This window comes from Streptomyces sp. JN8 (assembly GCF_055808075.1).
On sequence record NZ_CM147852.1, the window covers coordinates 2,905,624 to 2,931,727 of the forward strand.

Consider the following 26,104-nt stretch of genomic DNA (forward strand, 5'->3'; position numbering starts at 1 on the left):
GCAGGGGGGCCACGGCGAGCGCGAGGGGTCGGCGTGAGCGGGGGGGATCAGTGCGAGCGGGGGGTCGTTCCGGCGCGGCGGGGATCCTGGGAGCCGTCGACTGCGGCCGGATCCTCGCCTCCGTCGGTGCCGGCCCCGTCGGGCCGCTCGCGCCGCTCGCGGTGCATGAGCTGCCGGACGACGCGGACGAGCTCGGAGGGCTCGAAGGGCTTGGCGAGGAAGGCGTCGACACCCGAGGCGACCCCGCCGGAGACCTCGCCCTCGCCGCAGGCGCTGATGATCGCGACGGGGAGGTGTCTGGTCCGAGGGTCGGCGCGGAGCCGCTCGGCGGTCTTGATCCCGTCCAAGCGGGGCATGACGACGTCCAGGGTGACGACATCAGGACAGACCTGATGCACGACATCCAGACACTCGGCACCATCGGCCGCGGTCACGACCTCGAACCCCTCGAGTTCGAGATTGACCCTGATCAACTGCCGGATCACCTTGTTGTCGTCGACAACGAGCACCCGACCGGACGCGCCTGACACACGAACGAGAGTAGGCCGCCCTCAACGGCCGCGTCCGGGTTTTGCCCACTTCTGACCCGTGCGGGGGACCCCACCCCTGGTGACACCCCGGAAATACCTGTTCACAGCCACTCCCGCGGAGCTGGTAGGGTTCTACCCGTCGCCGCCGAACGCGGCGGACGCCCCCGTAGCTCAGGGGATAGAGCAACGGCCTCCGGAGCCGTGTGCGCAGGTTCGAATCCTGCCGGGGGCACTTCACAGAAGTGCCACACAGACCCCGTGATCAGCGGAAACGCTGAGAGCGGGGTCTTGTTGTATGTGCAGGCGTATGCCGGGGTGGGCGGCCGTATGACGGGGGCCGCGGCCTATTCGCGGCCTGGGCCGTGGGGTGTCGGCGCAGGTCAGGGCGGGGACTCGGGTGACGAACGAGGGGGAGCAACGGATGGGTTCGGGAGCCGAGGAGACCGCGGCGGAGCCGGTTCGACCGGTGTGGGTACTGACCCCGTTGGAGAGCGTCGGCCCTCTGCGCTTCGGCATGTCCGCCGACGAGGTCCGGGCCGCTCTTCCGGAAGCCGTCGAGTTGAGCCGCTTCTCCGCCGATCCCTCCTACCCGGAGATCTACGGCCTCCAGCTCGGTTTCCACCCAGCGGTGCCGGCTGTCTACGCATACTTCGAGGGCGCCGGCCGCCTCTTCTGCGTGGCTGCCGACGCCGCCCACGGACCGCGCGTGACTCTGGACGGCCTGGAGCTGACCGGTCGCGTGCCTGCCGCACTCCAGGAGAGGGTCCTGGACCTTCATTCCTCGGGCACTCACCACGTGTCGTACGGTCCGCGAGGCAACCCGGGGATCAACGACGTCGGCATGGTCCTGCGCGTCCAGGACACCGAGGACGGGATCCTGACCCGGCCCGTTCTTGTGGGCCGCGAGTGGGCGGACCGCTGCACCGACGACTGGGAGGGATCCATTCCCGAGTGCGAGTGGCTGGGCCGTCAGTGGTACGTGTACGAGGGCTCGGACATGTACCCCCATCCCCGATACGCGACGAACTGGCCAGCCGGGTGGACTGCCCCGTTCTAGGCGGGCAGGAGAACGCGGAAGGCCCCCGGACAGGTCCAGGGGCCATGGCACGCAGGTTGTCACGCAGTGCTACTCGTACTCGCGCAGCAGATCCTCGATGCGCCGGTTGGCCACCTCCTGGCGGCCGTCGAGGCACTTCGCGTACCGGGTCAGCAGGACCTCCACGCTGTTGCCAGCACGCTCGGCGACCTCGGTGGCGTCCACGCCCGCGTTGAGCCACGTGGAGAGCGCGGAGTGTCGGAGGTCGTACGGCCGCCGGGCGAGCGGCGAGGTGACGACGGCCGGCGGGAGCGCGAGCTCCCGGGCTTCCTGCCAGGCCCGGTAGTAGGTGGATGAGGACACCACTCCCCCGTTTTCGCTGAAGAACAGCCGCCCGTCGTCCGCGGTGCCGAAGGTCTCGACGTGCTCCCGGAAGATCCGCACGAGCTGGGGCGGGATTGGCACCCGCCGGACGTCCTCGGTGGGCCGGTTCTTGAGGCCGCGATCGTCGTGGCTCTCCCCGGAGTCGGTCCACTGCTTGCCGACGCTGGGGCGGGTCCGGTGGAGAAGGGCGGTCCCCCAGCCGGATTCGGGGAGGGTGAGGTCCTGCTCGGTCAGGCCCACCGCTTCGGCAGGCCGGAAGCCTCCGAAGTACATCCCGGCGAAGAGCCCGACCAGGCGCCGGCCGCGAGCCCGTCGATAGCCGCCGATGTACGAGACGGCGTGGAGGAGCGACCGGGCCTGCTCGGGATTGGCGACGACTCGCGGGTCTACTTCGTTGGAGACTTTCGGTTTCTGCCAGCGGACAGAGGCCAGCGGATTCTCGGAGAACTCTCCGAGATCGACGGCGTAATTCAGCGCGTTGACCAGCGTGCGGCGCTTCCGGCGTACGGTCTCGGCAGCTGCGGCTGTGCCGTCCAGCTTGAGTTTCAAGGAGTCGAGGACGGCCCGTCCGACTACGGGATCAGCGAGGACGGCCATGGGGCGGGACGCCTTCTGCACCCAGTGGAGCGTGTTGCCGACCTCCACGGGCAGTTCCCTCTCTCCCGGCGCGGGGAGGACGAAGGCCCACGTCCGAAGCGTCTTACGGAGGACGTCATCAGAAGGTCGGCCGGGCCGGTCCTCCAGGAGCGCGATCGTCACGGCGGCCAACGATTCGTTGATGCCGTCACGAGTGTTGGGGGCAGCGTGCGGCCACTTCATGGCCAGGTACTTCAAGGCGAATTCGTACCAGCTCAGCGTGGCTTTCTTTTCTGCCATCGAATCGGGAAGCCCGGACTCGGTGTCGAATTCCTCGCCGTCGCGCGCGGCTCGGAGCAGCTTCGAGCGGAAGCTGTCGGCGAGCGCTTTGGTCTTTCGCGTCTGAGAGAACGGTTCGCCGGCCACCTTCCACCGAACCTCGTAGGACGGCCGCGCTCCTTGCTTGGTGCGAATCGACCAGACCCGCACATCGGTCGACTTCACGCGGCGGCTCCTTCGAGGCCCCGGAGCCAGGCGGAGAAGTCCGAGCGCCAGACGCGCAGCTCGCCGTTGGGCAGCTTGAAGGCGTTCGGGCCCAGGCCCAACTCACGCCACCGGTAGAAGGTCCGTCGCGACACCCCGCCCAGCTCGGCAAGGATCTGCGGCACAGTCATCAGTTCGTCCTTCACAGCAGCTCATCCCCCTGAGCTTCGAGTTCGGTTCGGATCTCTCTGGCGTGTTCGCGGTTGTGCTGGATGTCGCGGCGGATGTTGGCGGCGAGCCAGGATTCGCCGGGGGTGTGGCCGTGGCCGGCGTAGGCCCAGTGGGCGACGACGAGGAGGGTGGACTCCGGGTGTTCGTCGGGGTCGGGCAGGCCGAGGGCGGTGCGTTGCTGCTGCGCGCGGTAGTCGGCGCGGACCTGACGGAGGGCGCCGAGGGTGGTGGAGTAGGCGCGGGACTTGGTGGAGAAGTGGCCGCGGAAGCCGAGCATGTGGGCCCAGGCGCGCAGGCGCCGGTCCGGGTAGGCGGCGTCGAGGTTCATGCAGGCTTCCATGAGCCGCCGGGGGTGGTCGGGGACGCCGAGGAGGATGAGGGCTTCCTTGTTGCCGACGGGGTGGTCGACGGTGCCCGTGGTCTCGGCGGCCTTGGTGGCGTACTTCGCGACGTAGGCGGCGACGGCCGGTTCGGTCAGTTCCTCGCCCTGGCCGAAGGCGCCGATGGGCTGGACGTCGAGCTGGGTGCCCCAGGTGAGGACGAGGTCCTGGGCGATGCCGTGGGCGGGGGCGGCGTCGACGGTGACGCGGACGCGGGCGGCGGCCGCGTGGATGGCGTCGGTGAGGAGGTCGAGGGTGGCCCAGGCCGGGGGCGGGGTGTGCGGACCATCGGGGCCGTCGAAGCGGATGACGGCGTGAAAGTGGACGGCGCCGCGCTTTTGGTACTCGGCGACCTTGCCGAAGGAGACGCGGGACTGTTCGCGGGCGGCTTTCTGAGTGAGGCCGACGCGGGCGGCGATCTCGCGGCGGAGGTAGATCGTGAAGTACCGCCACAGCTCGGAGGCGTGGTTGTTCCACAGCACCGCGCCCGCGTAGTCGTACGTGTCCGGGTCGAGCGGGGTGCCCAGCTCCGGGGCGTCCTCGGTGTGGCGGGTGCCGCAGCGGCAGGGGCGGGTTCCGGGCCGGTTGTGGACGGGGCCGAAGGACGGGGCGGTGAGGGTGGCGAAGACCCGGGGGTGTTCGCGGATCGTCTCCGGGGTGCCCTTGTCGGGGTCGCCGGTGAGGCCAGCGCGGATGAGGTGGTAGGTGTCGCCGGCGTAGGTCCAGGCGCAGGCCGGGCAGCGGGAGGCCCGCCGGTTGCCGCACGCCACGCGCAGGACACCGCCGGGCTCGGCGTCGGTGGTGTACGCGTGGATCACAGTGCGGGTGGCGGGGTCGAGGAGCTTGGTCCCGCCGGTGAGACGGATGGGGGCGGTGCAGCCGCCGGTGCGGCGGAGTTGTTCGGTGAGGCGGTCGAAGCCGGGGGACCCGGCCACCCGAAGCAGGTCGCTCAGAGTGGCCGGGTCCAGGCCCGCCGCGAGGGCGGAGGCGGTCAAGACGGTCACTTCCCGGCGCGGACGAGGGCGGTGGGGGTGGCGCGGGTGCCGGTGCCCTTGCAGGCCGGGCAGGTGGCGGCGAGGGTGCGGCGCTTCCCGTCCGGCGCGGTGCCGGTGGTGATGTGGACGATGGGGAAGCCGTCGCAGTGGGAGCAAACGCGGGCGGCCGGGGTCTGGGGCATCATGAGGTTTCCCTTTCGGGTCCGGTGGATCTGGAATGGGGTGAAGGCGCCCGGGGCGGCGGAAGTTTGGCGACCGAGGCCGCCCCGGGGGCCGCTTAGCGTGTGTTGCGCCTGCCGTGGCCCTTGACCGCGTACATCGACGCGTCGGCAGCCGAGAGGGCGTCGGTGAGGACCGGGACCGGCAGCTGGTCGCGGTGGCAGTGGCCGACCGATGCCGAGACCCGCAGGACGTGCCCGCGGTGGGTGACCGGCTCGTCCAGCGCGGCCCGGAGTGCGGCGAGGCCGGGGGTGCGGGCGGGGTCGGTGACGATGGCGGCGAACTCGTCTCCGCCGAGGCGGGCGGCGATGCCGTGCCGGCCGCACCAGGCGGTGAGCCGGTCGGCGGTGGCGGTCAGGACCGTGTCTCCGGCGGCGTGACCGTGGGTGTCGTTGATGGCCTTGAAGTCGTCCAGGTCGACCAGGACCACGAGCGCGTTGGCGTGCTTGGACAGGAGGTGTTCGGCGCGGGTGGTCCATCCGGCGCGGGTGTGCAGGCCGGTCAGGGGGTCGCGGCGGGCGGTGGCCAGACGGCGCCAGAGCAGTCCGCCGTGCAGGGCCCAGCCCAGGGCCGGTAACCCGGCGGCGGCGATCGTCTGTGTGTCCATGAGCGCTACCGGCCCTTCTGCATGTCGCGGACCAGAAGGCGGAGCACGACGGCGACGACGGCGATGGACGCGGCGCTGATGGCGACGGCGAGGAGCATGGAAACCAGGACGGCGCCGACGACCAGGACGACGGCGCCGCCGCCGGCGGCGAGGGCGACCGCGCTGCCCGGGGTGAGCTGAACCGAGTTCCGGGAAGGGACCGGGGTCGGGACGGCGGCGGGCGCCGGGGCCGGGGCCGGAGTGGGCTCGATGTCGTCGGGGGTGGGCTTGAGGAGGGGGATGGGGTGGCCGGTCGGGAGCGGGTTGACCGGGATGCGGGGCTGGAGCATGGCAGGGTCTCCCTACTTGGCGATGGGGTCGATGAGCGGGGTGAGGAGGCTGTCGGCGAGGAGGTAGCCGCCGAGGAGGAGGACGGCGACGAGCCACCAGGGCGGGCGGATGAGCTTGATTCCGAGGCCGCCGACGACGATCAGGGCGAGCCAGAGCGGGACGTCCATGACACGAACTCCTCAGTTGCTAGCGGGGGTTGCAGCGGTGGGTGTGGGCGGCCAGTTCGGCGGCGGCGCGGGTGTCGTAGTCGGCGGAGAAGTCGCAGCGGGGTGCCGTGCACACGGCGGTGTGCTTGGTCCGGCCGCGGCCGTCGCGGTGGGTGCCGACCTGCACCGGGCCGATGCGGGCCACGTTGTGGAAGCGGTTGGGTCGCACGGGTCTTGCTCCTTCCTGGGTCAGGCGAGCTGGAGGGCGATGGAGTCGGCGAGGGCCGGGGGCATGCCGTGGCGGGTGCGGAGGGTTTCCGCGTCGATCGGTCGGCCGGTCTGGGCCCGGTGCGCGTCGGCGATCTTCTGGGCGTGAGCCATCAGCGCGGGCGGCACCGCCACAGCAGGCACCACGGGAGCAGGCTCGGGTTCGGGCTGTTCTTCCTGCGGGGTGGGTTCCGGCGGAATCTCTGCCGGGGTGGGTTCGGCCGGCGGGAGTTCGGGTGCCGGTTCCGGGGCGCGTTCGACGGTCACCTCGGCGAGGGTTTCCGGCGCCGGTACGGGCTCAGGGGTGTGGGCGGGTTCGGGGGTGGTGTGGGGTGCGTGGGCGAGGAGGGTGCCGCCGAGGAAGGCGATGGCGGGCCATCCAGCGACGAGGATCCGCAGCCAGGGCGGCACGTGGTTGAGGTCGAGGAGTCCGGCGGTGGCGACGTTGGCGCCGAGCGATGCGATGAGGGCGATGGCGAACCAGAGCCAGGCGTCTCGGTTGCCGGCGTCGGTTCGCATCCGGCGCCAGGCGGCGACGAGGAGCAGGTCGACGGAGACCGGGTAGGCCCACGCCTTCCATCCGTCCTGTCCGGCCGCTTCGGCCAGGTCGTGCAGGTGGGCGAAGGACAGAGCACCAGCGATGACGGCCTGGATCAGGACGGCGTCGAGGCGGAGGGTTCGGAGCACGGGTCACCTCCTTTCGGGCATGGGTCGGGTAGGGACCTGGCGTGAGACGGTCACGCCGCCGAGGCGGGGGGGGGAGGGGTGTTACGCAGTGGCCGGGTTCGACTTCACCAGCGGGACCGGCTCCGGGTCGGCGCCGATGCCGTCCGGCAGGACCGGGCGATAGGCGGCGAGGGAGGGAAGGTCCGGGGTGAGGTGGGCGTGGGCGAGGCAGATCACGGCCACCTCAGCCGCGGAGAGCTGCGGAGTACGGATGCGGGACCAGCCGCCGGAGGTGTCCCCGGCGACCGCGATGCCGGGCCGGTCCGGCGGGATCGTCAGAACCGTGACCACCGCATCCGGGGCAATGTCCCCGACGCCCATCTCGGCGGTCTGCTTGTCGTTGACGCGGTGGACAACCCGGCCGGTGAGCTGGGCCCGCAGCGCGGTGGCGCCCTTGCCGAGGTCGGAGCCGAAGCGCTGGCCACAAACTTCGAGGTAGATGCCGGCGGCGCGGGCGAGTTGGCCGAGGCGGATCAACTGGGTGACCATCCGGTCCCGGCGTTCCTCGTCCTTCTTCGTCGCGGTCAGGAAGAGCTCCGCGACCTCGTCCACCAGGACCACCACCGGCGCCGGACGGACGTCCTCGTGCAGGGCCCAGATGTCGGCGACACCGTAGTCACTGAGGAGGTCGAACCGGTCCTCCATCTCCCCCACCAGCGCGTCCAGCAGACCGTCCGCTTCCTCCGGGGTGGTAGCCAGGGCGGACAGGCGGGGCGCGTAGCCGCGGTGCTCGACTCCGCGCTTGCAGTCGATGCCGACCAGGGCGACCGGAAGGCGGGCGAGCCCGGCAACCAGGTTGCGCTGATACATCGACTTGCCGGTCTGGTTCGCGCCGAGGGTCAGCGCGTGCGGGACCTTCAGGTAGTCCCGGACGAACGCCGTCCCGTCTTCCCGCAGCGCGACCGGAACCGTCATCGGCCCCGACAGACGCCAACACGAGCGCGGCATCCTCACCCGGTTCAGGACGTCGTAGCCGGTCATCCTCAACTCCACGAAACCCGGCTTGGTCTCAGTCACGTTGACCGAGTGGACACCCCAGGCGTGCCGCAGCCGCTCGGAGGCCGCCATCACGTCCGCGGGCTCCAGCCCGGCCGGGAGGCGCAGGGTGACCCGCAGGCCGGTCGACGTGCCCCGGATCCGGCGGACCTTGGGCGGTACGGGCTGGACGTCGGGGCGACGGGCGATGTTGCGAACCATGAACGCCCGCAGGCGAGACGGCTGGACCGTCAGCCCGCACACGTCCATCGTCGCGTGATACGTCACCGCGAACCGCACCCGCGTGACCGGCAGACCCACCAGCGACCAGAACACCTGGGGCGCACGGACCTTGGCGTATCCGAGGCCGCCAGCGGCTCCGGCGAGCGGGAGACCGACCTCCCATAAAGTCGCAACGTCGGTCATGATCAGCCGCCCATCGGGGTGACCGCGACAGCGCGGAACGAGATGCCGTGACGGGTCTGGCCGTTGAACGTGTTCTCCCAGTCCCGCGCCTTGAGCCCGATCACCGACACCGGCATACCCGGCGCCAGCCCGGCGGGGATACCCGTCTCCGGGACCGTCACCTGGTAGAGGTTGCCCTCACCCTCGTCCGAGATCAGCAGGCCCACGGTCGACAGCCCGGCACCGGTCTCCCGGTCCGTGGCACGCTCACCGGTCTGCTTGCTCACGAGCTTCGGCGCGGGGGCGGTCGCGACGAACACGACGGCGGTCGAAAGGTCGATCTTGAAGGACGGCATGTCCACTCTCCCGGTAAGGGGGGCTTAACAGCCCGAGCGTGACCCCCCTCAGGTGTTAAGGGGGGGTTGCCAGTCCAAGATGCACGCGACTGGTGCGAGGTGTCAACCCCCCCTTAGCATGTGGCTATGAAGTCCGATTCCCCGTCCGCGTCCGCGAGGTGCCACCCGTGATCGAAGAGGTGCGACGTGTCGCCGCCATGCAAGATCACGCACTCCGCGTGAAGGCCGCCGTGGATCTGATGACTGAGCTACAGGGCGCCGTTGTCGAGACGTCGCGGATGCGCAAGGAGAGCATCGCCTGGCTTCGCGACCACGGGTACTCGATGGCTGACGTGGCAAAACTGATGGGCGTCAGCCGGGCTCGGGTAGCCCAGTTGCGGGACGCCGGCCCTCCGCCGGAGCGGGCATTTCTCGGCGCGCAGCACGTGCAGGTGCTCGTCCCCATGCGAGCGGGAGAGCGAGAGTACGTGGCGCTCGAAGACAGCTCCACAGGGCAGAAGCTCTTGGCCCTGGCCCATCAGCTTCAACTGGACGGCGATCTCGGCTACATCCCCACCACGGGTGAAATCGACCTGGACCACGACGAGCTCATCGTCGTATGCGGCCCCAAGACGTCACCGGTGACGGCCGAAGCGCTGGGCAACGACCCTCGAATCTCTTTCGAGACCCTGCCTGACGGACGCTGGGCACTCATCGAGCGGGAGAGCGGCACCGTCCACACCTCCCCCAGCGACAACCCCGAAGACCCGATGCCGACCGACGTCGCCTATTTCGGCAGACTGCCCAGGCCCGACGGGCGAGGCACCTTCCTCCTCATCGCCGGCGTGCACGCAGTCGGTTCACTCGGCGCGGCTCACTTCCTGTCCGAGAACATCGCCGACATCTACAAGCAGGCGGGCACCGCTCCCTTCTCGATGGTCATCGCCGCCGACTTCGAGCCGGGTACGAAGACGATAGTGGGCAGCCGAGCCGTGACCGACGTCCTGCACCACGAACCGGCCTAGCGTGCTCGTTACCGAATCGAGCGTCGCGCGCCCCCATGGGGTCAACGAGGATTTCGCGATCTCCGGCCCCACGGGAGCAGTGGTCCTGGACGGCGCCGGCATGGCGCCCGGGATGGAGTCCGGGTGCCGTCATGGCGTGGCTTGGTACGTCGAGCAGCTGGGCACGCGCGTGCATGCCGAGGCAGCCCGGCAGGACTCCCCTCTAGCTGACTGCCTTGCCGCAGCCATCGAGTCGACCGCCAGACTCCACCGCCACACCTGCGCAGTCGACGATCCCCTTTCGCCCTCGGCAACGGTGGCCATCACACGGGTACGAGGCGACGCATTCGAATGGCTCGTCCTCGGAGACTGCACGGTCCTCATCGACGTTCGAGGAACGGTCCAAGCCCACTCAGATGACCGCCTGGCCCACGTGGCTCCCGAAGCCCGCCAGCTCCTCGCGACACGAACCCCAGGGACGCCGGAACGCCAACAGGCGCACGAAGCCCTAGTCCACGAAGAACGCACACGTCGCAACGCGCCAGGCGGGTACTGGGTAGCGGCAGCCGACCCGACAGCGGCCCACGAAGCACTCACGGGCACGGAAAAGGCGTCCCACACCCGACGCGCGGCTCTCCTCACAGACGGCGCGGCAAGGCTCGTCACGACCTTCCACCAGACCAACTGGACGGGCTACCTCGATCTCCTCAGCGACTACGGCCCCGATCACGTCATCCGCAGAGTCCGCGAAGCGGAGAAGTCCGACCCCGACCTCAGCCGGTGGCCCAGGAGCAAGCAGCACGATGACGCCACGATCTCCTACGTCCGACCGTAGGGCTGTTACAGATTTCTCTACCTCATCAAGCACCCGGCTGCGCTCCGCTCCGCCGGGCGGGCTTCCCGGCTCCGCTCGGGGCGCCGCTCCTGCCTTCGGCCCGCTCCGCCCCCGCTGCGCCGACGCCCGCCCCTACAAGACGGATAGGCCCAAAGGCATGAGTCCGAGCCCCAACGGCCGCCGATTCCCCAAGGTCACCGACATGCCTCCGGCGGGGGCGCTCAGGCTCCGGGATGGGAGGGGCCCGCGGGCGGGTGCCGGCCGGTGGGGTGTAGCGGTGGGGAACTCCCATCCCGTCTGCCGTCGACCCAGGCAGAGCCGAGCAGACACGGCACCGGGCGTCCAGGTCGTTCGTACAGTGGCGCGCTCCACCTGGACGCCCGGCACCGCGCCTGCTCCACGGTGTGTGGGTCGACGGCAGACGGGATGGGAGTCGGGGTAAGTGGTGGGCTCAGCGAGCATGCAAGCGCGATGCCTGAGGTGGCCCTTTAGAGACAGGGAGGCAACTCTGTTACCAGGTAAGAGGGTTACCTGCACGTGGCAGGCAGGGCAGCGGTAGCGTGCCGTCGACGACACACCACAACCCTTGACCGGGAGCCACTCCACGATGTCTCGCCTTACTGACGTGCCGCGCGAACGTGAACCCCAAACTGCCGGCAGTTACAAACCGTGGGTGGGTGATGTCCTGCGTAACCTCGCACACGAAGACCAGCGGCTGTCCGAGGCCGACATACTCACCCCCCTCCCCGAGGAATTCGCCTTGACCTGGGAGGGTGTAGACGCCATCCTCTCCGCTGCCTGGAAGACCGGTAGAGAAGAACTTAAATGGACTTTATTTGTCCAAATAGCCCGGCAGGTCAGATACGCCAGCGACAGCGCATACGTCCTCCATCAAAAGTATGGGTCACCTGACCGATACAAGCGGCACATGCGCCTTGATGAAGTTTTCATCAAGGAATCCGATTCCACCTGGGGCAGCCTTGTTCAGGAGGTCATTGAGTCTCTCGATGACCCAAAACAAGATTACGGGTGGAACATCGAGCCTGCCCAACAGTACGAGTACGCGAACAGCGTTATCACCTACCGGCGAAACATCGCGACAGCGGAGCGCCGCATACGCAGGGCTATTTTGTCGCGGTGGCTCCGACTGGTACCTCTTGTAGCGATACCGCTGGTTCTGGCCATAGCCGGGTGGGGAAACCTGTGGCCAGACGACGTTCCGGACCTGCGCACCTTCAACATCGTGACCATCGCGGTGACGCTGGTCCTAGCGATGGTTTTCCTGGTCGGCTTCATTCTGCGGGTGAAGGACGAGAAACGTGTTGTCCAGTCGGTGTCCCTGCTGCAAAGAGATCTGGAAATAATCCACGACCTTTGGACCCTTAACGCCTCCAAGGCGCGCCCCACGAGGGAGCATAGGGACGGCTACCGGGAGCGCATACCGCGAGTGATAGAGCGTCTGAGACAGGATACAAAGTTCTACCGACGCATTCACAACTGGTTCCAGTGGGGGGTTTTCTTCGCGTCCGTAGGGACTACGGCAACTACGGCTTTCTGGGAAACCCCGCAGCCGGGTAAGACGATTCTGATCGTATTGGGGTCGTTCCTGGCATTCGCGACCGCGGTGACGGGCTATTTCAAATTTCGTGAGCGGGCATATAACCTTCAGCAGACCGCAGATCAGGTAGAGCAGCACGCCACGGCCTTCGATCTGGGCATTGCGCCATACTCGGATGCGGATGCGGCGGTCAACCTGGAGAGGTTCGCGGAGAACGTAGAAATGCTACGAGTGGAGCAACGCAAGCGGGAACAACAATTGGAACAGCCGCATCAGGGGCAGGCCGGCGTCGTCTGACGCAGGCAGAGCGGCCAACCCAAGCGACGCGCCCCCGCATGAGGGGAGGCTCCTTCCTCGCAGTCGCCTGGGCAGTACCCACCAGCTCGGCAAGGTCGACTTCCGGTATGGCCCTCGCCCTCGGCTCGCCCCCGACTACTTGAACTGCCCGGCGAGAAGCGAGGAATCGCATGACGCCTGAGTATCTAGCTGCGTAACAACCGCGACGTACGCCCGCGAGCAACCGTGGACGTCAGCGGATCCATCAGCACAGGTGGCAGACGCCGTAGACCAGGCACAACAGCCGCTCGGAGTTACTTCGGACCAAGGGGTCCCCTTGCCAGATCGTGCGGGGATTCGCCAGGAAGGGGTGAGCCATGGCCGGCTCCCCCCTTCGAGTGTGTAGTGACGGGTGACCGACCAGTGAGTGAGGCCGACGTGTGTGAGTGCGTCATGCCAGAATCCGTTCATGGATCAGGGGGACGCAGCCGTCTGGGCTGCTGGAATCACGGGTTGCATCGGCGCGATCGGGGCCTTCTGCGCCTACGCGGCGGGGCGGGCGCAAGCGCGCGGCGTGGTTGAAGGGGTGAAGCTCCAACTCCGTGGCGAGCGAGAGGCCACCGTGTGGTTGGCCCAGCGTGATGCGCTGGCCGGATTCCTTACAGCCATTGATCTTTTCCAGGCATCGATCGTCCATGCCGAGAGTTTGATCACGCAGCACATTGAGCAGCAGACCATCACGGGGGAGGAGGTCGACGGCGCTGTGGTTGCGGCCAAGCAGCACTACAAGGAGCTGCTGCTTGCCCGTGCGGCCATGCGGCTCTCCGTCAGCGGAGACGATCTTGACTCGGCCGAGGATCTGACTGACCACGCCACCACATTCCTCGAACGGTTCCTTGAGTACCGTGCGGATCCTCACCCGCATCAGAGCTATAACACTCCGCTCTTCCTCCGGCTGGAGCAAGCTGAGGTGCGGCTCAGAGAAGGCGTAGATACATGGACGCGTCGGGCTCGCGCACGCCTCTCGGAGGCAGAGGGCGCGCGTACCCTCCCGTCATGACAGCTGACGAGATGCCGGAGGGCATAGAGGTTCGTCCGTTCGCGGTGCCCATCAACGATGGCTTCGCGAGGGAAGCGGCCGACACGCTTCGGGGCTACCGCGAGATGGTTGAGAAGTGCCTTCTCGGCGCCGCCGAGCCCTCCCCTGATTCGCCGCTCCGGGTCGAGATGGGCAGTGTGAACGCCATCCCGGACCCGCTTGGTGCGGCCCGTGGATCGTTCCACAAGATGCTGCTCGAGATCGCGGCCATGTCATGGGACACAGCCCTCGATCACGTGCGGGCGCTGGAGCACGACATAGCGCGAAAGCCCGCGCCGGTCTGGTCGCCACTGGTCTTGGCGCGTGCGGTGCTGGAGAGCTGCCTGCTCTTCGACTACCTATTTGAGCCGTCGATCACAGGAAGTCTCCGGCTCGCCAGGGGCGCAGGGCTCTGGCGCAAGGACACGAACTACTCGATGAGTCTGGCGAAGATCTTGGAGGAAGACGAAGAGGCTGCCGCGCTGAACGCCTACGTAACGAAGACGTTGGAAGAGTGCAACATCATCGCGCGAACGAACGGCGACGGAGAGATCACGGGGTACGTCGTCGACGGGCAGACGTCGAAGCTCGATTACAACATCACCAATCGGTCGAGAACTCGTCTGCCAGGCTGGATGCCGATGCCCTACGGCCTGCTGTCGGGGGCGGCACACGGCCGGCCCTGGATGACGGACCGGGCGCGACGTCTGGGTGAGGAGGCAGGCACCCTCGTCGGCGAGGCGGCCACGGTGGTGGCTGCCCTTCAGGCCGCTATGGCCTCAATGGAGATGGGGGTGAAGGCGTGGCAGGGCTACTTCGGATTCAGCTTCGAAGCTGATCTCATCGAGCTGGACCAGTACCGCCAGCTCATGTCCCTGCGCTTGTTGGGGTTCGCGCACGCGGCGGAGTAGACGCTGGGCGCGTGGCCTATTCATGGACGCGGCCTCGACATCTCACTCGTACCTGGCCTCTGACCTGGCATAACATCTGAGACTCACGCGCCCTCCGGAGCCGTGTGCGCAGGTTCGAATCCTGCCGGGGGCACTTCGCAGAAGTGCCACACAGACCCCGTGATCAGCGGAAACGCTGAGAGCGGGGTCTTGTTGTATCTGCGGACGGGTGCGGTCTGTGGCTCAGCCGGGGTGGCCAGCATGCGTCAGTCCGCTGTCACTCCCCAGTACGCGATGTTCGTCGGGGTGCCGTTCCTGTACAGGACCGTGCAGTTGCCCTGGGCCCGGTCCGGGTACGGGAGGGCTCCCGTGTCCAGGGCCCTGGTCCATTCCTCTTCGGTGGGTCGGGCCGTCGGGGACCAGGTGCGGATCTCGGCGTCCGTCAGCGGGCGCATGTACGGGTGGTCGCCGCGGTCCGTCGCCTCCGTCGTTCGGGGGAAGTCCAGCACCGACGCCGTGCCGACCGTGTAGACGTACTCGTTCCAGTCCGGGTCCTGCCACAGCTCCTCGATCGCGCGGCCCCCGAAGCCGTGGTCGTTCGCCGCCAGGCTCGCCTCCTGCGCCTGCCGGAATGCCGCCGCCGGATCGGGCTGGTACGGGCCCGTCTGCGTCCACGCGTTGCCGCCCATGCCGCTTCTTCTCCCTCTGGTCGTTCCGAAGGATCCGCAGCGTAGGCGGGGGCACTGACAACTCCCGCCGGCGTTCCAGGTCGGGCCGTGGCCCTCAGCCGGTGAGTTCGCGTACCAACGTGTTCTCCTCGTCCCGGAGTTCCAGCTCGTACCGGAGACCGAAGAAGTCCAGGAGGCGGGCCAGGTCGTCGAGGCGGGTGGGGTCGACGACGCCGCTGAGCAGGACGTCGGGGCCCTCCACCGGGTCGATCTCCAGCAGGCACCAGGCCGTCTCCAGCGCGTAGCCGTGCCAGGACGAGGAGCGGGAGCTCCAGCCCGCGGCGGCGAAGCGCGCGGCCACCGTCGAGGCGTCACGGCAACCGTGCAGCACCCCGTGCACGTTGTCGTCCGCGTCCCGCCACCGCGCGTCGAGCTCCCGGCCCTCGTCTGAGATGTCCACGCCCGGAGTATGCCGCCCCGGAGCGGGGGCGGTTCGTTGCGGGTGCGCGGACCGGGCGGTACTACGCTTTCCCCGGATCGCTTTCGGAGTGCCGGCACGACGGGGTGCCGCGTACGTCCCGGAGCTTCGGCGGTCGGTCGGCCGGGGGCCTGAGTCGGGGGGAACTGTGGCGGGAGAGTCCGTGTCCAGGCGTACCGCCAAGAAGTGCGAGCGGCTGTGGCGGGAGGGAGTCACGCTGCTCCGGCTCGGCCAGTACGACGCCGCCGCCGTGCGGTTCACCGAGGTGCTGGAGTACGACCCCACCGCCGCCGACGCCTGGTTGGGGCTGCACGCCACCGGGCGGTCCCAGGCCGAGGCCGTCGAAGCCATGGGACGGTACCGCCACACCTTCGGAGAGCTGCGGAACAGGTGTGCGCTGACCGTCCGTTCGCGCTTCGACCTCGGCCTCTACGTCTCCTTCCGGCTGGAGACCTCGCGAGACCTCTGGCTCGCCGGCATGGCGCAGCGGCTCTCCGCCGGGCAGGTCGACGAGGCCGAGCCCGCGCTGCTCACCGCCGTCCTCGACTGCGACGAGACGCGTTTCCTCTGCACCCGGTACGCCTACCTCAAGCAGAACTGGCCGCTGGTGCTGGAGTTCTCCCGCGGCATCGAGGCCTCCTTCCTGCGGGACGAGGCCCAGTTGTACGTCGGGTACGCGCTCGCCCGCCAAGGGGTGTTCCACGAGGTCCTCCGCACGATGGCGCCGCTCCCCCACGCGCTGGAGCGCGGCGGCCGCTTCGACGGCGAGGTCGCCTACCTCCGCGGGCTCGCGTACGAGGGAACCGGCGACGACCGGGAGGCGCTGCGGCAGTTCCAGTACGCCTTCCGCTGCTTCCCCGGGCTCGCCGACGTCGCCCGGCGCGCCCAGGTCCAGGAACCGGCCCGGGCGCCGGTCCGCGCACCCGCCCCGGACCCGGCCCCCCTCACCCCCGCCGGGGAGCGCCCCGGCGACGCCGCCGCCGATCCCCGGCTCGACGAGGCGCTCGCCCGGCTCGACGGGATGATCGGGCTCGAACCGGTCAAGCGGCAGGTCAGGACCCTCGTCGCCCAGCTGCGGATGGCCACGGTCCGGCGCGAGCAGGGGCTGCCGACGACCGCCGGGCCCCAGCACTTCGTGTTCGCCGGGCCTCCCGGCACCGGGAAGACGACCGTGGCCCGCATCATCGGCGACGTCTTCGCCGGGCTCGGCATGCTGGAGTCGGGCGCGCTCGTGGAGACCTCGCGGGTCGACCTCGTGGGCGAACACCTCGGGTCGTCTGCCGTGAAGACGAAGGCCGTCATCGACTCCGCCCTGGGCGGCGTCCTCTTCGTCGACGAGGCCTACGCGCTCCACAACACGGGCTACTCCGGGGGCGACGCCTTCGGCAAGGAGGCCTTGCAGGTGCTGCTCAAGCGGGCCGAGGACGACCGCGACCGGCTCGTCGTCGTCCTGGCCGGGTATCCGGACGAGATGGCCGCACTCCTGTCGACGAACCCGGGTCTCACCTCTCGCTTCAGTACGCGGATCGACTTCCCCTCGTACTCGGCGGAGGAACTCCTCCGGATCGCCCACGGTGTGCTCGAGGCGCAGGGCGACGTCGTGGACGAGGACGCCGCCGCGGTCCTCCACTCCCATTTCCGGAGCGTCGTCCGGGACGGGCTCGTCGACCGGCTGGGCAACGGGCGGCTCGCCCGCGAGCTGTGCCGCAAGGCCGCCTCGTGCCGCGATCTGCGGCTGTACGACACCCACGGCGGGCACGCGACCCCCAGCCGGGAGGACCTCGTCACCGTGCGCGTCGCCGACGTCAACACCGCGTTCGAGGAACTGCGTTCCGCCGGCGGCCCGCCCGAGAGGTGAGGGCGGAACCCCGTGCGTGGGCGGGAGCAGACCCGTACGTGGGCCGGAGCAGATCCCTTACGTGGGCGGGAGTAGATCCCCGTACGTGAGGGGGGAAGCAGATCCCGGTACGTGGGGGTGGATTGCGGCTCGCCGGGTCGGATTCCGGTGCGTGAGGGTGGATTGCGGCGCGGGGAGGGGGCGGATTCCCATCAGCCGGGTCGGCTTTCGGTTCCTCGGGGCTGCTTCCGGCTTCGTACGTCGGCTGCCGGTGTCCGGGCCTCGGCCTCGGCGGCGGGCTCCTTCGCCCGCCGCGTCCCGTCTCACGCCGAGCGCTTGCCCTGGGTCGTCTTCTTCGCCGTCGTCTTCCTGGCGGTCGTCTCCTTCGCCGTCGTCGCCTTCGCCGTCGTCTTCTTGCTCGCCGTCTTCTTCGCCGCCGTCTTCTTCGCGGTCGTCTTCTTGGTCTCGGCGCTCTTCGCCGTGCTCCTGCCCGCCGCGGTCTTCGCCGTCGACTTGCGTGCCGGGGCCGCCGTCTTCCTGGCCGCCGTCTTCGACGTGGACTTCTTGGTGTCCGTGGCCTTGGGCGTCGCCCGCGGCTTGAGTTCGGTGACCACCGCGTCCTCGCCCCGGGCCTCCTTCGCCGCCCGCACGCTGTTCTCCAGCGCGGCCATCAGGTCGATCACCTGGCCGCCGCCGGTCTCCTCGCCCGCCTCCGGGGGTGCGACGCCCTCGCCGCCCTCCGCCTTCGCCGCGATCATCTCCTCGACCGCCGTGCGGTAGTCGTCGTGCAGGGTGCTCATGTCGACCTCGCCCAGGGTGGCCATCAGGGCGTCCGCGAGGTCGAGTTCGGCGTCCCGGACGCTCACCGGGTTCTCCGGGGCCACGCCCTCGGGTGCGCGGATCTCGTCCGGCCAGAGCAGGCCGTGCATCGCGATGACGTCGTCCACCACGCGGAGCATCCCCAGGCGTTCGCGGCCGCGGAGGGCGTACTTGGCCACGGCGACCTTCTCGCTGCGCTTCAGGGCCTCGCGGAGCAGGGTGTACGGCTTGGCCGCGGGCACGCCGTTCGCCGAGAGGTAGTACGCGGCGTCCATCTGGAGCGGGTCGATGTCGCCGGCCGGCACGAAGGCCACGATCTCGATCGTCTTCGCCGTGGGGAGCGGCAGTGAGGCCAGGTCCTCCTCGGTGATCGGGATCATGGTCCCGTCGGCGTCCTCGTACGCCTTGCCGATCTCGGCCTGGGTGACCTCCTCGCCGTCGAGCTCGCACACCTTCTTGTAGCGGACGCGTCCGCCGTCCGCGGTGTGGATCTGCCGGAAGGAGACGGACCGGCTCTCGGTGGCGTTCACCAGTTTGATCGGGATGCTGACCAGGCCGAAGGATATGGCGCCGTTCCAGATGGATCGCACAGACGTTCCCTTCAGGTCGGATCGGATCGTCGGATCGGGTCGTTCCGTCGTGCCCGCTTTGTCGTGAATCGTGGGATTCTCATCGTATGACGCCTGTCACGGAGGTGGAGGGGCGGCGCCTGGCGCTCAGCAACCTGGAGAAGGTGATCCACCCGGTCACCGGCACCACCAAGGGCGAGCTGCTCCACTACTACGCGACCGCCGGGCCCGCGATCCTGCCGCATCTGCGCGACCGCCCGGTGTCCTTCCTGCGCTATCCGGACGGTCCCGACGGTCAGCTCTTCTTCACGAAGAATCCGCCGCCCGGCACACCCTCCTGGGTGAGGACCACTCCGGTGCCGCGCTCCGAGGACCCCCGGGCCCGGCAGGTGGTCGTCGAGGACCTCGCCTCGCTGATGTGGGCCGCGAACCTGGTCGTGGAGTTCCACACGCCGCAGTGGCCCGCCTCCTCCCCCGCCGTCGCCGACCGGCTCGTGTTCGACCTCGACCCCGGGGCGCCCGCGACGGTCGTCGAGTGCTGCCGGGTCGCCCTCCATCTGCGCGCCCGGCTCGCCGAGGACGGGTTGGAGGCCTTCGCCAAGACCTCCGGCTCCAAGGGGCTGCACCTGCTCGTCCCGGTGGTGCCCACGCCCTCGGCACTGGTCTCGGCGTACGCGCGCACGCTCGCCGTCGAGGCGGAGGCGGCGCTGCCGGGGCTGGTCGTGCACCGGATGGCCCGGGCCCTGCGGCCCGGGAAGGTCTTCGTCGACCACAGCCAGAACGCCGCCGCCAAGACCACGGCCACCCCCTACACCCTGCGGGCCCGGCCCCTCCCCATGGTGTCGGCGCCCGTCACGTGGGAGGAGGTCGAGGACTGCGCCGAGGAGGCCGCGGACCCCGGCTCCCTCGTCCACCTCATGGATGACATCGCGCCACGTCTTGAGCGCTACGGGGATCTCCTCGCGCCACTTTTCGCGCCCGAACGGGCGGGAGAGGTGCCGTGAACCGGCCCGGGACCCACCCGGAACCGGCCTCTCATGGCGGCGCGGACGGGGCCGGGGCGCACGCCCGGGGCGGGAACGACGGCCGCGCGAGCGCCGGTGGCGGGGCTCCTGGCGGGCGTCACCGGCAGCCGGGACCCGCCGCCGGTGCGGCGGGTGGCACTCAGGGCCGCGTCGAGGACCTCACCCGCGCGGGACACCCCGGGCGCCGCGCCGCCGGAGCGCCGGGCTCCTCCGCAGACCCCTCCGGAACCGGGGCGCGGGAGGCCCGCGAAGCCACCGGAGACCGCCCCGGAACCCGCACGCCGGAGGCCGCCGAAGCCGCCGAAGACCACCCCGGAACCCGCACGCCGCAGGCCCCCGAAGCCGCCGGAACCCGTCCCGGGACCGGCACGCCGGAGGCCGCCGCATCCCCCGGCAGCCGCGCCCGGGCCCGTACCCCCGGCAGCCCCGAACCCCGTGGTCCCGCGCCCGCCCGGCCCCGGGTCTCCGGCGCCTCCGTCGCCCCCCGGACCGCCGCCGCCCCTCGCCCGTCGACGACCGCCTCCGCCCCCGCCGCACCCCCGTTCCCCGCCCCGTCCCCGGCCCCCGCAGGCGGGCCGTGACCGTGCCCGAGCCCCCGCAGCAGTCCGGACCGCGGCCCGGTGACCTGGCGCTTCCCCCGCCCGTCGACGTCATGCGGCCCCGGTCCGCCGACGAGATCCCCGCGCAGGGAGCACCGCCCCGGGAGGTCCAGTACTCGCTCAAGCTCGACGGGTTCCGCGCGCTCGCCTTCGTCCTGGGCGACGGGAAGGTCGTGCTCCAGTCGCGGTCCCGGCGCGACCTCGCCCCCGAGTTCCCCGCGATCGCCGCGCACCTGAGGGACCAGCTGCCGCCCGGCATCGTCCTCGACGGCGAGCTGTGCGCCTACCGCGACGGGCGGCTGAGCTTCACCGACCTGCTGCGCTCCCCCGCGGACCGGGCGCGGGCCGGTGTCCCGGTCTCGTACATCGCCTTCGACCTGCTCGCCGTCCCGGGGCGCGACGTCCGGCCGCTGCCCCTGCGCGACCGGTGGGAGCTGCTCGGGGCGGCGCTGCGCGACACCGGACCGCCGCTCCAGCGGGTGCTGGCCACCCTGGACGAGGAGACCGCGCGCGGATGGTTCCGCGACCTGCGGGACGCCGGGGTCGAGGGGATCGTCGCGAAGTCCCTGGACTCCCCCTACCGGGCCGGTCCCACCTGGGCCTGGCGGAAGGTCCGGCACGCGGAGACCAGCGACGGCCTGCTGCTCGGCGTCGTCGGGCCGCCCGGCCGGCCCCGGGCCCTGGTCGTACGGCTCGCGGACGGCCGTACGGTCTCCACCTCGCCCCGGCTGACCCCGGCGCAGTCGCGCGATGTGGGCGCCCTGGCCGGGGACCGCGCCGGGCCGCTCGTCCAGGACCCGGAGCACGGTCCGGTGCGGTGGATCGACCCGCCGCTCCCGGTCGAGCTCCGGCAGCTCGCCGTGCGGCAGCGGCAGGAGAACGCGACCTTCGTGCGCGTCCGGTCCGAGTGACAGCCGGCCGCCGGGGCACCTCCCGGGGTCGGCACGGAGTGCAACTGCCCCACTGCGCACCGCACATGGCGCAAACAGAACGCAACAGGGGCCCTGTCCGCGCCCGGTGTCGCGGGTAAGGCCTTGCCGCCCTTCCGGTGGTGCACACTTGCTGCCTGGTACAGGGCTCACGGGGAAGGCGGCCTGCAGATGCTGACGGGGATCGAGGAGGTCGACTGGGCCTCACTGGGGCATGCGTACGGCCCCGCGGACGACGTGCCGGAGCTGCTCCGCGGACTCGCCTCCGCCGATCCCGCCGAGCGGGAGACGGCCCTCGACGGCATGTACGGGGCCGTGCACCACCAGGGCGACGTCTACGACTCCACCCTGGCCTGCATCCCCTTCCTCCTCGAACTCGTCGCCGACCCGGCCGTCGAGGACCGCGGCTGCATCGTCGAACTGCTCACCAGCATCGGCGGGATCGAGCTCGACGACGACGAGGAGATCGACGAACTCGACGCGGAGGGCGAGGAGTTCATCCCCGCCGCCAACTATGCGATGGCCGCCGCGGCGATCGCCGCCGGCGCCGACGTCTTCCTCGGGCTGATCTCCGACCCCGACCCCGAGGTGCGGCTCGCCGCCCCCTGCGCGCTCGCCTCGCTGCACCCCGAGCCCGCGCGGGTGCTGACCCTGCTGCGGGAGCGGCTCACCGTCGAGCGGGACACCGAGGTGCGGCTCGCCCTGGTCGCCGCCGTCGGGCGGATCGCCCTGCGGCACGCGTCGCTGCGCGCCGAGACCGTCGACTGGCTCGGCTGGCTCGCCCGTGCCGCCCAGGATCCGGGGCTGCGGCTCGCGGCCCTCGCCCAGCGGGCGCGCTGCGCGCCCGGCGACATCCCGGAGGACATCGTGCCGTGGGTGACGGGGCTCCTCGAGGAGATCCGGACCTCGGCCTCGGGGCCGGCCGGGGGCGGCGGCGAGCGGGCCGCGACGCCGACCCTCATCGGGCAGGTCCGCGAGCTTCTGGAGGAGCACGCCGCCGGGCGCCCCGCGCCCTGGACGGAGGAGCTGCTCCGGACGCTGCACGCCGCGCTCGACGACCGGGTCGACGACCGCATCGCGCTGATCGAGGCCCAGCTGCGGAGCCCCGACTGGGGGCAGCGGTCGGACGCGATCTGGCTGTGCGGCGGGCTGATACGGGTCTGGCGGGGGCGGTACGAGGAGGTCGTCCGGCTCGTCGGCGCCCAGCTCGACGACCCCGAGCCGCGGCTGCGGGAGGCCGCGACCTCCTTCCTGGAGCGGCTCTTCGAGCTGGGCGGCCCGGCCGCCGACGCGCTCGCGGCCCGTCTCGCCGTGGGACCTGCGGGAGCGGCGCCGGCCGGGCCCGGCGGTCGGGGCACCCGCGGCGGCGCCCAGGGCGGCGGTTTCGTCGGGCGGTCCGGGCGCGACGGCGCCCTGCTCGCGCTGGCCCGCGCCGGGGACACCCGCGCCGTGCCGCTGCTCGCCCGCGCCCTGGAGGAGCGGGAGGTGCGGCGCGAGCTGCTGTACGCCATGGACGGGCTCGGGCCGTCGGCCGCCATGCTGGCACCGCTGCTGCGGCGCCGGCTCGCGGAGGTGGAGCTCGACGAGCGGCTCTACGACCGGGCCGCGCCCCTGCTGTACGCCCTCGCGGCGGTACGGGGCTCCCAGGCCGTGCCGGAGGTCCTGCGGGTCCTGCGCGGAGCGCCGGCGAACCGGCGCGACTGGGTCCGCGAGGCCGCGCTGCGGACCCTCGCGGCCTTCGGACCCGCGGCCCGGGAGGCCGTCCCGGACATGCGCGGGCTCCTGGGGGCCGACTCGGCCACGGTCGCCACGGCGGCCGCGCGGGCCCTGTGGGCGGCCGAGGGCGATCTGGGCGAGGTCCTGACCGCCCTGGAGCGGTGGCTGCGGCCCGGCGCCTCGGGCGCGGACTGGTGTTCCGCCGCCCAGGCCCTCGGCGACATCGGCCCGGCCGCCGCCTCGGCGGCCGCCGCCCTCAGACCGGGCCTGGCCTCGCGGGACCTGTGGGTGCGGGTCCGGAGCGCCGCGGCCCTGTGGCGGGTGTCCGGGGACGCGGCGCCGGCGCTTCCGGTGCTGGTCGCGGCCTGGGAGGAGAACCGGCACGCGCGCGTGGACGTGGCCGAGTGCCTGGCGGAGATGGGGCCGGCCGCCGCGGAGGCGCAGCTGCTGATCCTCACCGAGCTGACGCGCCGGCGCCGCCACAACGCCCGCGAGGGTGCCTCGGGCAGCCATGACATCCACGTCGACGAGAAGCTCCTGACCGTGTGCCGGGCCGCGCTCGCGCGGATGGAGCGGGGCGGCTTCTAGCCCGGGCGGGACGGCGGGTCCGCGGAGGGCTCGACCGACGGGTCGGAGGCGACCCGTGGACGAGGGGGCGGCGGACGACGGGACGGCGGACGACGACCGCGACGGGTGCGCGGCGGCAGGCGGCACGGCGACCGGCGGCAGGCCCGCAGGCGGCACGGCGACCGCCGGGGCTCTGAGCCCGGCGAACAGCGGCGGTGAGCGGTACGTGACGCCATGAGCCCGGCGAACAAGAGCGGTGAGCGGTACGTAGCACCAGCAGCTGCCGTGACCGGTACCTCGCGCCGTGAACCCCGGCCAACAGCAGCCGTGACCGCCGGCTGGGTCGTGGGCCGCCGGTCCACGAATAGACAAAAAGGACTTCCGTCCGAATAAGGTCTACTGGAAGCAGGCCCGGACCCGGTCCGCCGTCCGATCCCCCGGTCGGCCCCGCCGGGCTCTCGGCCGCACCCATCGATCGACCCGTACGAGGAGCAGTGTGAAACCGCGCGGAACGCAGTTCGCCGCCGGTGTCCTGTGCGCCCTCGTGCTCGGCGGCGCCGTCGGCTGCGGGCGCAGCGAGGGCGGGCTCCAGAGCGCCGGGGCCACCCCGCCGGCCGCCGGCCCCGTACGGCTCTGGCCCGACCTGCCGCCCGCCACGGACCCGCCGATCGACTACGGCGAGTCCGACACCGAGCGCGTCCCCGGCGTCGAGGTCCCCGACAACGACGTCCACTCCGTCGACGCGACCGCGGTGGTCGCCGCCGAGGTGCGCGCCCACCCCGACACGCACAGCGGCGCCGACGGCATGTACGCGGAGACCGCCCGCGCCGTGAAGGCCTGCGGCACCGCGCCGGCCGCCTGCCCGGTGATGCGGCCGTACTACCGCGACCTCACGGGCAACGGCCGGGACGAGCTGATCGTCGGCGTCCGGATGCCCGACCAGCAGGTCGGCGTGCGCGTCTACCTCGCCGAGAACGGCGGGCTCACCCGCATCATGTCCACCGTCGACCAGGTCATCAGCGTGGAGCTGGCCGGCCGCGACATGATCATGCGGGTCGCCTCGGCGGGCATCCCCGGGTACGAGTACCGCACCGCCTGGTCCTGGGACGAGCAGCAGCACAGCATGCTGCCCACCCGCGACGAGATCGTCCGGGTGAAGCCGGGCCGCACCGGGGCACCGGCCGTCCCGGAGCCCCGCCTGGTCAGCCCGGCTCCGGCGGTCCCCGCCCCGGCCTCGCCCCCGGCGCCGCTCCCGGTCCCTCCCGACGCGGCCCCGCCCGCCGAGCCGAGCCCGTGAGGGCGCCCCGGCTGCCCGCCTGGACCGCGACCCTCACCTGGAAGGCCGCCGTCTTCATCGCGGTGATGTGCTGCGCCCTGGCCGCGCTCCTCGGCATCCTCGTGCACGTCTCGGTGACCGGCCAGACGGTGGACGACTCCCGGGAGAAGGCGCTCGCCCGGCTCACCGACGTCACCCGGCTCTACGAGGCCGGAGAGCCGCTGCCGCGGTTCGCCGGGGTCGATCCGCCCGGACTTCCGGCCTCCCTCCGCGCGCTGGCCGTCCGGGGCGAGCGCGGCACGCTGGTCGCCGACGACCGGGGCCGGCCGACGATGTGGGCGGCGGGCCCGGCGGACGGCCGCGCCCTGGCCGTCCGGGTCGACTACACGCAGAGCGCCGAGACGATCGACGCCCTCGACCGCTCGATCCTCGGCTCCTCCGTCCTCGCGATCGGGGCGACGCTGCTCGTCGGCGCCTTCGCCGTCACCCGGGTCACCCGGCGGCTGCACCTCACCGCCCAGGTGGCCCGCCGGATCAGCGCGGGCGACCTCGACGCGCGCGTCGACGACCCGCGCACCCAGGACTCCTCGCGTCCCCAGGACGAGGTGGCCACGGTGTCCGGGGCGCTCGACACGATGGCGTCCTCGCTCCAGAGCAAGCTGCAGAGCGAGCAGCGGTTCACCGCGGACGTGGCGCACGAGCTGCGCACCCCGCTGACCGGGCTGTCGGCGGCGGCCGAGTTGCTGCCGGAGGGTCGGCCCTCGGAGCTGGTACGGGACCGGGTGCGGGCCATGCGCGGGCTGACCGAGGACCTGCTGGAGATCTCGCGGCTCGACGCCCGCAACGAGACGGTGGACCTCGCCGTGCACGAACTCGGCCCGCTCGCCGAGCGGGTGGTGCGCGCCTCGGGGACCGGGACCGAGGTCCGGGTCCTGCGGGACGCGACCGTGGAGACGGACCGGCGGCGGCTGGAGCGGGTGCTGGGCAATCTGATCGCCAACGCCCACAAGCACGGGGCGCCGCCGGTGGTGCTGACGGTGGACGGTCCGGTGGTGTCCGTGCGGGACCACGGGCCCGGCTACCCGGCGTACCTGCTGGAGTCGGGGCCGCAGCGGTTCCGCACGGAGAGCGGCGGCAAGGGCCACGGTCTCGGGCTGACGATCGCGGTGGGGCAGGCGGAGGTGATCGGCGCCGAGCTCGTCTTCGCCTCCGCGGCCGACGGCGGGGGCGCCGAGGCGCGGCTGCGACTGCCGGAGTACGTGAGCCTCGCGGAGCCGACGGCGGAGGACTGACCGGGGAGGCGCGCGGCCCGGGCAGACGACGGACGGCACACCGTCACGCAAAAGGGACATAGG

General features: G+C 71.2%; 27 protein-coding genes and 1 tRNA gene. 13 read left to right on the forward strand and 15 right to left on the reverse strand.

Going from position 1 to position 26,104, the window contains the following annotated elements; translation table 11 throughout:
• Window positions 1-47: 47 nt before the first annotated feature.
• Window positions 48-530: a response regulator gene (locus ACY0MR_RS12340; RefSeq protein ID WP_388793486.1), complete on the reverse strand. Its 483-nt coding sequence runs from the start codon at window positions 528-530 to the stop codon at window positions 48-50.
• A gap of 160 nt (window positions 531-690) precedes the next feature.
• Between ACY0MR_RS12340 and ACY0MR_RS12345 the strand changes: the two genes are divergently transcribed.
• Together ACY0MR_RS12345 and ACY0MR_RS12350 are read left to right on the forward strand one after the other, a co-directional pair.
• Window positions 691-762: transfer RNA gene (locus ACY0MR_RS12345), tRNA-Arg, on the forward strand.
• A 189-nt stretch (window positions 763-951) separates the two neighbouring features.
• Window positions 952-1,587: a hypothetical protein gene (locus ACY0MR_RS12350; RefSeq protein ID WP_473560704.1), complete on the forward strand. Its 636-nt coding sequence runs from the start codon at window positions 952-954 to the stop codon at window positions 1,585-1,587.
• Between the two features lie 69 nt (window positions 1,588-1,656).
• Here ACY0MR_RS12350 and ACY0MR_RS12355 read toward each other — a convergent pair whose 3' ends face one another.
• From ACY0MR_RS12355 to ACY0MR_RS12405, 11 genes are all read right to left on the reverse strand, one after another.
• Window positions 1,657-3,030, reverse strand: a complete 1,374-nt coding sequence (locus ACY0MR_RS12355) for a tyrosine-type recombinase/integrase (protein WP_473560706.1) — start codon at window positions 3,028-3,030, stop codon at window positions 1,657-1,659.
• On the reverse strand, window positions 3,027-3,200 hold the full coding sequence (locus ACY0MR_RS12360; protein WP_200427736.1) for a helix-turn-helix transcriptional regulator: 174 nt from the start codon (window positions 3,198-3,200) through the stop codon (window positions 3,027-3,029). Before ACY0MR_RS12360 ends, ACY0MR_RS12355 begins: the two co-directional genes overlap by 4 nt.
• Before the next feature lie 11 nt (window positions 3,201-3,211).
• Window positions 3,212-4,615: a replication initiator protein RepSA gene (gene repSA / locus ACY0MR_RS12365; RefSeq protein ID WP_473560709.1), complete on the reverse strand. Its 1,404-nt coding sequence runs from the start codon at window positions 4,613-4,615 to the stop codon at window positions 3,212-3,214.
• Between the two features lie 5 nt (window positions 4,616-4,620).
• Complete coding sequence (locus tag ACY0MR_RS12370; RefSeq protein WP_473560710.1) at window positions 4,621-4,800, reverse strand: hypothetical protein; 180 nt, start codon at window positions 4,798-4,800, stop codon at window positions 4,621-4,623.
• A gap of 92 nt (window positions 4,801-4,892) precedes the next feature.
• Window positions 4,893-5,441 (reverse strand): GGDEF domain-containing protein, encoded by a 549-nt coding sequence (locus ACY0MR_RS12375; RefSeq protein WP_473560712.1) that lies wholly within the window; start codon window positions 5,439-5,441, stop codon window positions 4,893-4,895.
• A 5-nt stretch (window positions 5,442-5,446) separates the two neighbouring features.
• The gene (locus tag ACY0MR_RS12380; protein ID WP_473560714.1) at window positions 5,447-5,770 is read right to left on the reverse strand and encodes a SpdD-like protein; all 324 of its coding nucleotides are present in this window, start codon (window positions 5,768-5,770) and stop codon (window positions 5,447-5,449) included.
• 12 nt (window positions 5,771-5,782) lie between these two features.
• On the reverse strand, window positions 5,783-5,938 hold the full coding sequence (locus ACY0MR_RS12385; protein WP_107645442.1) for a hypothetical protein: 156 nt from the start codon (window positions 5,936-5,938) through the stop codon (window positions 5,783-5,785).
• A 19-nt stretch (window positions 5,939-5,957) separates the two neighbouring features.
• Window positions 5,958-6,146, reverse strand: a complete 189-nt coding sequence (locus ACY0MR_RS12390) for a mobile element transfer protein (protein WP_350977120.1) — start codon at window positions 6,144-6,146, stop codon at window positions 5,958-5,960.
• Between the two features lie 20 nt (window positions 6,147-6,166).
• Entirely contained in the window at window positions 6,167-6,871 is a 705-nt protein-coding gene (locus ACY0MR_RS12395; RefSeq protein WP_473560716.1) for a DUF2637 domain-containing protein, read from the reverse strand.
• Window positions 6,872-6,952: 81 nt separating this feature from the next.
• Window positions 6,953-8,311 carry an FtsK/SpoIIIE domain-containing protein gene (locus ACY0MR_RS12400; protein WP_473560718.1) on the reverse strand — a complete coding sequence of 453 codons (1,359 nt, stop codon included), beginning with the start codon at window positions 8,309-8,311 and terminating at the stop codon, window positions 6,953-6,955.
• Between the two features lie 2 nt (window positions 8,312-8,313).
• Window positions 8,314-8,646, reverse strand: a complete 333-nt coding sequence (locus ACY0MR_RS12405) for an SCO3933 family regulatory protein (RefSeq protein ID WP_150230063.1) — start codon at window positions 8,644-8,646, stop codon at window positions 8,314-8,316.
• A gap of 167 nt (window positions 8,647-8,813) precedes the next feature.
• Here ACY0MR_RS12405 and ACY0MR_RS12410 point away from each other — a divergent pair, with 167 nt between their 5' ends.
• The 5 genes from ACY0MR_RS12410 (at window position 8,814) to ACY0MR_RS12430 (ending at window position 14,287) form a co-directional block, all read left to right on the forward strand.
• Window positions 8,814-9,650 carry a sigma-70 family RNA polymerase sigma factor gene (locus ACY0MR_RS12410; RefSeq protein WP_473560720.1) on the forward strand — a complete coding sequence of 279 codons (837 nt, stop codon included), beginning with the start codon at window positions 8,814-8,816 and terminating at the stop codon, window positions 9,648-9,650.
• A 1-nt stretch (window position 9,651) separates the two neighbouring features.
• Window positions 9,652-10,464 carry a protein phosphatase 2C domain-containing protein gene (locus ACY0MR_RS12415; RefSeq protein ID WP_473560722.1) on the forward strand — a complete coding sequence of 271 codons (813 nt, stop codon included), beginning with the start codon at window positions 9,652-9,654 and terminating at the stop codon, window positions 10,462-10,464.
• Between the two features lie 673 nt (window positions 10,465-11,137).
• Window positions 11,138-12,319 carry an SLATT domain-containing protein gene (locus tag ACY0MR_RS12420; protein WP_473560724.1) on the forward strand — a complete coding sequence of 394 codons (1,182 nt, stop codon included), beginning with the start codon at window positions 11,138-11,140 and terminating at the stop codon, window positions 12,317-12,319.
• A 448-nt stretch (window positions 12,320-12,767) separates the two neighbouring features.
• Complete coding sequence (locus tag ACY0MR_RS12425; protein ID WP_473560726.1) at window positions 12,768-13,358, forward strand: hypothetical protein; 591 nt, start codon at window positions 12,768-12,770, stop codon at window positions 13,356-13,358.
• Window positions 13,355-14,287 carry a hypothetical protein gene (locus tag ACY0MR_RS12430; protein WP_473560728.1) on the forward strand — a complete coding sequence of 311 codons (933 nt, stop codon included), beginning with the start codon at window positions 13,355-13,357 and terminating at the stop codon, window positions 14,285-14,287. Before ACY0MR_RS12425 ends, ACY0MR_RS12430 begins: the two co-directional genes overlap by 4 nt.
• 245 nt (window positions 14,288-14,532) lie before the next feature.
• Here ACY0MR_RS12430 and ACY0MR_RS12435 read toward each other — a convergent pair whose 3' ends face one another.
• Together ACY0MR_RS12435 and ACY0MR_RS12440 are read right to left on the reverse strand one after the other, a co-directional pair.
• Window positions 14,533-14,955 (reverse strand): hypothetical protein, encoded by a 423-nt coding sequence (locus ACY0MR_RS12435; RefSeq protein WP_403311974.1) that lies wholly within the window; start codon window positions 14,953-14,955, stop codon window positions 14,533-14,535.
• 94 nt (window positions 14,956-15,049) lie between these two features.
• A complete protein-coding gene (locus tag ACY0MR_RS12440) occupies window positions 15,050-15,394 on the reverse strand; it encodes a hypothetical protein (protein ID WP_451059662.1) in 345 nt (114 codons plus the stop codon).
• A 181-nt stretch (window positions 15,395-15,575) separates the two neighbouring features.
• Between ACY0MR_RS12440 and ACY0MR_RS12445 the strand changes: the two genes are divergently transcribed.
• Entirely contained in the window at window positions 15,576-17,270 is a 1,695-nt protein-coding gene (locus ACY0MR_RS12445; RefSeq protein ID WP_473560730.1) for an AAA family ATPase, read from the forward strand.
• Between the two features lie 302 nt (window positions 17,271-17,572).
• On the opposite strand, the gene ku is transcribed toward ACY0MR_RS12445, so the two are convergent.
• Complete coding sequence (ku, locus tag ACY0MR_RS12450) at window positions 17,573-18,658, reverse strand: non-homologous end joining protein Ku (protein ID WP_388793478.1); 1,086 nt, start codon at window positions 18,656-18,658, stop codon at window positions 17,573-17,575.
• An 86-nt stretch (window positions 18,659-18,744) separates the two neighbouring features.
• On the opposite strand from ku, the gene ligD reads away from it, so the two are divergent.
• From ligD to ACY0MR_RS12475, 5 genes are all read left to right on the forward strand, one after another.
• Complete coding sequence (ligD, locus tag ACY0MR_RS12455) at window positions 18,745-19,641, forward strand: non-homologous end-joining DNA ligase (protein ID WP_388793476.1); 897 nt, start codon at window positions 18,745-18,747, stop codon at window positions 19,639-19,641.
• Window positions 19,642-20,239: 598 nt separating this feature from the next.
• Window positions 20,240-21,172 (forward strand): ATP-dependent DNA ligase, encoded by a 933-nt coding sequence (locus ACY0MR_RS12460; protein WP_473560733.1) that lies wholly within the window; start codon window positions 20,240-20,242, stop codon window positions 21,170-21,172.
• 189 nt (window positions 21,173-21,361) lie between these two features.
• Entirely contained in the window at window positions 21,362-23,494 is a 2,133-nt protein-coding gene (locus ACY0MR_RS12465) for a PBS lyase (protein WP_388793472.1), read from the forward strand.
• Window positions 23,495-23,969: 475 nt separating this feature from the next.
• The gene (locus tag ACY0MR_RS12470; RefSeq protein WP_473560735.1) at window positions 23,970-24,770 is read left to right on the forward strand and encodes a hypothetical protein; all 801 of its coding nucleotides are present in this window, start codon (window positions 23,970-23,972) and stop codon (window positions 24,768-24,770) included.
• Window positions 24,767-26,041 (forward strand): ATP-binding protein, encoded by a 1,275-nt coding sequence (locus tag ACY0MR_RS12475; protein ID WP_404085467.1) that lies wholly within the window; start codon window positions 24,767-24,769, stop codon window positions 26,039-26,041. Before ACY0MR_RS12470 ends, ACY0MR_RS12475 begins: the two co-directional genes overlap by 4 nt.
• Window positions 26,042-26,104 lie beyond the last annotated feature (63 nt).

What these genes read in the sequence shown, in the direction of transcription:
- ACY0MR_RS12405 (WP_150230063.1), bottom strand. Translation starts at nt 8,646, where the DNA reads ATGCCGTCCTTCAAGATCGACCTTTCGACCGCCGTCGTGTTCGTCGCG.
- ACY0MR_RS12465 (WP_388793472.1), top strand. Translation starts at nt 21,362, where the DNA reads ATGCTGACGGGGATCGAGGAGGTCGACTGGGCCTCACTGGGGCATGCG.
- ACY0MR_RS12370 (WP_473560710.1), bottom strand. Translation starts at nt 4,800, where the DNA reads ATGATGCCCCAGACCCCGGCCGCCCGCGTTTGCTCCCACTGCGACGGC.
- ACY0MR_RS12430 (WP_473560728.1), top strand. Translation starts at nt 13,355, where the DNA reads ATGACAGCTGACGAGATGCCGGAGGGCATAGAGGTTCGTCCGTTCGCG.
- ACY0MR_RS12435 (WP_403311974.1), bottom strand. Translation starts at nt 14,955, where the DNA reads ATGGGCGGCAACGCGTGGACGCAGACGGGCCCGTACCAGCCCGATCCG.
- ACY0MR_RS12380 (WP_473560714.1), bottom strand. Translation starts at nt 5,770, where the DNA reads ATGCTCCAGCCCCGCATCCCGGTCAACCCGCTCCCGACCGGCCACCCC.
- ACY0MR_RS12350 (WP_473560704.1), top strand. Translation starts at nt 952, where the DNA reads ATGGGTTCGGGAGCCGAGGAGACCGCGGCGGAGCCGGTTCGACCGGTG.
- ACY0MR_RS12360 (WP_200427736.1), bottom strand. Translation starts at nt 3,200, where the DNA reads ATGACTGTGCCGCAGATCCTTGCCGAGCTGGGCGGGGTGTCGCGACGG.
- ACY0MR_RS12400 (WP_473560718.1), bottom strand. Translation starts at nt 8,311, where the DNA reads ATGACCGACGTTGCGACTTTATGGGAGGTCGGTCTCCCGCTCGCCGGA.
- ACY0MR_RS12425 (WP_473560726.1), top strand. Translation starts at nt 12,768, where the DNA reads ATGGATCAGGGGGACGCAGCCGTCTGGGCTGCTGGAATCACGGGTTGC.
- ACY0MR_RS12375 (WP_473560712.1), bottom strand. Translation starts at nt 5,441, where the DNA reads ATGGACACACAGACGATCGCCGCCGCCGGGTTACCGGCCCTGGGCTGG.
- ACY0MR_RS12385 (WP_107645442.1), bottom strand. Translation starts at nt 5,938, where the DNA reads ATGGACGTCCCGCTCTGGCTCGCCCTGATCGTCGTCGGCGGCCTCGGA.
- ligD (WP_388793476.1), top strand. Translation starts at nt 18,745, where the DNA reads ATGACGCCTGTCACGGAGGTGGAGGGGCGGCGCCTGGCGCTCAGCAAC.